This is a genomic window from Pseudomonas sp. FG13 (assembly GCF_057809755.1).
The window spans coordinates 1-4711 of sequence record NZ_JBMDKO010000096.1; the positions used below are offsets into that span (position 1 = coordinate 1).

A 4711-nucleotide genomic window follows, 5' to 3' on the forward strand; every position below is an offset into this window, starting at 1 on the left:
AACCGGTGATGGACTACGAGGCGTTCTTCCGCGAACGCCAGGAGGCCCGTTACGGGGGCAAGGGTGGGCCGAAGTGCTGTTGACCCGACGGCCCTGAGGTCATCCCCCTGTGGGAGCGAGCCTGTGGGAGCAAGGCTTGCCCGCGAAGGCGTCGGGTCAGTGATGAAGATGTCAACTGATCCACCGCTATCGCGGGCAAGCCTTGCTCCCACAGTTGTTTTTGGGCGGGCTCAGGGTGTGTATTCGCCACCGATTCCCTGTGGGAGCGGGCTTGCTCGCGATGGCGTCGGGTCAGTGATGAAGGTGTCGACTGATCCACCGCTATCGCGACCAAGGTCTGTTGCTGGCTCACGCTCACTCCGCCAGCAACACCGCCGCGTCGAACCCCACCCGCAGATTGCCCCAATGGCGGCCGCCGAAGAAGAACGGTACGTCGATCTCGGTCATGATTTCCCCGGTGTCGCGCAGGTAGGTCTGGAGCAGGAAGCGCTGGACGTTGCCCGCTGCGCGCAGGCCGATCGGGTCGTTGAAGATCCGTTTGTTGCGACACACCGGCAGGTCGACGGCGCGGTCGCCGGTGGGTGGCTTCGAGACCCAGCTGTTGTTCACCGGACAGTAGCCCTTGGCGTCGACGATAAACGAGACCTTGCCGCCCGGTGTGCTGCGGGTGAGGGCATCGCAGGCTTCCTGGCAGACCTGGGCAAAGCGTTCGGTGTAGCCGGTCATGTACTGCTTGGGGTCGGTGCCGGGGACCAGCTGATAATTCTGGTCGAACAGGTTGAGGCCCTCGCGTTGCAGCGCCTCCAGGCGCACCTGGAGCGTGTCGCGGCACTCGCTGGCGCGGGTGATGGCGGCATCCAGCTTGCCGTGGCCGAGCACGAACCGGCCCAGCAACGCTTGCACCCGTTCAGCAACACCGGAGAGGTCACGAGTGGCGGTCGCCGAATGTTGCATGCGCTGGTCGATCGACTGGCTGTCGGCGTGGATCTGGGTGACCCGTTCGTTGATGCCGGTGTTGGCATCGGCGAACTGCTGGATATGATCGGCGATGTCGGCCAGCTTGCCGTTGGTGGATTCGAAATCAACGATCATGCTCTCGAAATGGCCGGAGGCACGTTCAACGACTTTTTGGGTTTCCCGGGCGCTGTGGCTGATCTGGGTGGTCTGTTCGTGGGTGGAACCGACTTCTTCGAGCATGGCGTCGATGTTGCGTGAGATGTCGTCCGTGGCCCGGCTGACGTTCTGCGCCAGGGTTCGCACTTCATCAGCCACCACGGCGAAACCCCGGCCGCTCTCGCCGGCACGGGCAGCTTCGATGGCGGCGTTGAGGGCCAGCAGGTTGGTCTGGGCAGAGATCTGCTGGATCAGCCCGACGATGGACTTGATGCTCGAAGAACGTTGGTTCAAGGCCCCCACCAGGGTGGCGAATTCATTGAGGCTGCCGGCGATTTCGCCGATGTTGCCGGTCACTTCCAGCAGCTCGGCATAGGAATCGCGGGCCATGCTCAGGTTCTGCGCGGTGGTGCTGGAGATGCCCTGGGTCTGGCGCGAGACTTCTTCGATACGGTCCACGGCGGAGTTGCTCTGCTCCATCACTTCCTTGGCGAAGCGTGCCTGGTGGGTGGCGCTGTCGCTGGAGTCGCTGATGTTCTTGAGCGAGCGCGCCGACTCCACGGCGATGTGCACGGTGAGCGCCTGGACGTTGCTGATGATTTCACGCTGCTTGGCCAGGAAACGGTTGCAGGTGCTGGCCAGTACGCGGATTTCGTCATGGGTCACCAACGGCAGGTCCCTGGACAGGTCGCCTTCGCCGTTGGCGATCTCCTCCAGCGCCCGGGTCATGGCGGTGACGGGGCGTACGATGAGATGGCGAAAGTACCAGACCATGAAGCTGATCATGCCCAGCGTCAGGAGCGCACCGAACAGCAGGGCCTGGGTCAGGCTGTCGAGCCGGCCCTCGATCTGCCCCAGCAGGGCGGCGTCGAGCTGCGCGTTGCGCAACTGCGCGACGATGTCGGTACGGGCGCTAAGGGCCACCCAGTACAACAACCCGCTGACGATGACCAGCAGGAAAAGGCTTGAGAGTTTCTTGGTGAGCGTATCGAAAAATTGCATTTCGATGGACTCGTACAAAGCCTTCAACGTCTGCATGCCATAGCTCCTGGGCAAAAAAACCTCTCAATGGAATACATTCGACCGCGAGGGCCAAAGCTTTAGCGAGTTAGGGCGTTTTGATATCGCTTTGGCCACCTCGTGTGTTTGATGTGCGGAGGATTTGTGGGAGCGAGCCTGCTCGCGATGAAGGTCTCCCATCCAGGCAGGCGGTGACTGATACACCGCTATCGCGAGCAGGCTCGCTCCCACAGGGGGCGGGCGTGGTTATGAGGTCCATAGAAAGTATTTACTGGGAATCATTCTCAAAGTATATTCGCTCGCATTAACGTTCCCTGTGAGTGCCGCGTCTTGAATCGTTCCACCCCTCCCGCGAATCGCAACGTCTTCATCAAGTGTGTATTGCCGACTTTGTCCTGCTGTTTCATCGCAAGCCCGCTGTGGGCCCAGGACGTACTCGAACTGCCCACCACGGACATCCAGGGCAGCCGCATCACTCAAGATGAGGGCTACACGGCGTCGCAGGCCAGCACGGCGAGCAAAAGCGACGTACCGATCAAGGAAGAGGCACAATCGATCAATGTGGTGACCCAGCAAACGCTGGACGATTATCAGGTGCGCTCGCTGGACGACGCGATGAAGTTCGTCAGCGGCGTCAGCCAGGGCAATACCTTGGGCGGTTCGCGAGACTCGCTGATCAAGCGTGGTTTCGGCACCAACGACGATGGCTCGATCCTGCGCGACGGCGTGCGTTCGAACCTGGGGCACAACTTCAGCGCCACCACCGAGCGGGTCGAAGTGCTCAAGGGCCCGGCCTCGATGCTGTACGGCGCGCTGGAGCCTGGCGGTCTGATCAACGTCATCAGCAAAAAGCCCGAATACACCCAAAGCACCACGTTAAGCGGCTCGGCCTATAGCGAAGGCGGCGGCACCATGGCGGTGGACACCACCGGGCCGCTGGGCGATACCAGGCTGGCGTATCGGCTGATTGCCGAGCGTGGTCATGAAGATTACTGGCGCAACTACGGCGTGAATGAAAGTACGCTGGTTGCGCCGTCCCTGGCCTGGACCGGTGAGCGGGCTTCGTTGAACCTGAGCTATGAGTACAACGAATATTCCAACCCGTTCGACCGTGGGACGGTGTTCACCGATGGGCATCCGGCGGATATCGATTATGACAAGCGCCTCGACGAGCGCTGGGCCAAGAGCGTGGGGATTCGCGAGACGGCGACGGCACGTTTCGAGTATGAGCTGAGCGAGGCGTGGAAGACTCGCGTGACTTATGGCTGGAACAATGATCGGTACAGTCTTTCGATTGCGCAGCCCAATACGTTGACAGGCAATACGTTGCGTCGGGCAGCCAACGGTGCCCATTACGATGATGAAACCCGTTATGCGAGTTGGGATTTCATCGGCAAACAAGAGCTGCTTGGTCAGCGTCACGATCTGTTGATCGGTGCTGATAACCAGGTATCCGATCAGTATCGCGGGAAGACCTACCGCAACGCGGTACGCGGTGGTTTCGATATCACTTCACCGGTCTATGGCAACTTGCCCGAGCCTAGCCTGGTCAGTGCCGCCCAAAGCGATTTGCGCAACGAATTGACTTCCAGCTCCCTGTACTTGAAGGACAACTGGCACCTCGATGACCGTTGGATCCTGGTCTTTGGGGGGCGCTACCAACATTACGACCAGTACGGCGATCAAGGACTGGGCAACAGTTACAGAGTGAATCGCGATGACAACGGCGATGCCTTCGTGCCGTTCCTTGGCCTTGTCTACAAAGCCACCGACACGTTGTCGCTGTACGGTAACTACAGCCGCTCGTTCAAGCCGAATGACACCGTTGACGATGCCGGTAATACCTTCGATCCGGAGGAGGGGCGCAGCTACGAAGTGGGGGCCAAGTATGATCCGCTGCCGGGCTTGAACATCAACCTCGCGCTGTTCGATATCTTGAAGAAAAACGTCGTGACGTCCTCCACGGTCGGCGGCGTGACCCTGGCGGAAGCGGCTGGCAAAGTCGGCTCCCAAGGGCTGGAACTGGACATTACCGGGCGCCTGTCCGAACGCTGGGACCTGATCGGCACCTACGCCTACACCCACACGGAAATCCTCGACGACCCGGACGACGAAGGCCATCGCCTGGGGGACGCCCCGAAGCACACCGCCAGCCTGTACCTGACCCACCACTTGAACGTCCCGGCCGAATTCGGCGCCTGGCACGCCGGTGGCGGCGCTCGCTACGTCGGCGAGCGCGCGGCCAACAATGCCAACGATTTCTGGTTGAGCAGCTACACCGTCGCCGATGCCTTCCTGCGCTGGGAGTCGCCGGTATTCGGGTACAAGACGTCGCTGCAACTGAACGTGGACAACCTGTTCGACAAGCAGTACTACCCGTCCTCCACCGGCAGCCAATTGCAGGTTGCCGTCGGGGAACCGCGTACCGCACGCCTGAGTGCCAGCGTGACCTTCTGATCCTTGAAACAGAAAATGCCCGGACCTTCAAGTCCGGGCATTTTCATGGAGCATCTTTTCCTTCAGGCCGCCTTCGCGAGCAGGCTCGCTCCCACAGGGCATCAGGACCGGCTTCCCGGCT

At 60.9% G+C, this 4711-nt stretch carries 3 protein-coding genes; 2 read left to right on the forward strand and 1 reads right to left on the reverse strand.

Annotated features, from left to right (window positions below; all coding sequences use genetic code 11):
• Nucleotides 1-83: CstA-like transporter-associated (seleno)protein (locus tag ACODTO_RS29390; protein ID WP_489107468.1), on the forward strand; the 83-nt coding region annotated here is incomplete at its 5' end.
• A 271-nt stretch (nt 84-354) separates the two neighbouring features.
• On the opposite strand, the gene ACODTO_RS29395 is transcribed toward ACODTO_RS29390, so the two are convergent.
• Nucleotides 355-2151, reverse strand: coding sequence for a methyl-accepting chemotaxis protein (locus tag ACODTO_RS29395; RefSeq protein WP_139645278.1), 1797 nt, complete (start codon nt 2149-2151; stop codon nt 355-357).
• Between the two features lie 312 nt (nt 2152-2463).
• Here ACODTO_RS29395 and ACODTO_RS29400 point away from each other — a divergent pair, with 312 nt between their 5' ends.
• Nucleotides 2464-4590: a TonB-dependent siderophore receptor gene (locus ACODTO_RS29400; protein WP_489107467.1), complete on the forward strand. Its 2127-nt coding sequence runs from the start codon at nt 2464-2466 to the stop codon at nt 4588-4590.
• Nucleotides 4591-4711 lie beyond the last annotated feature (121 nt).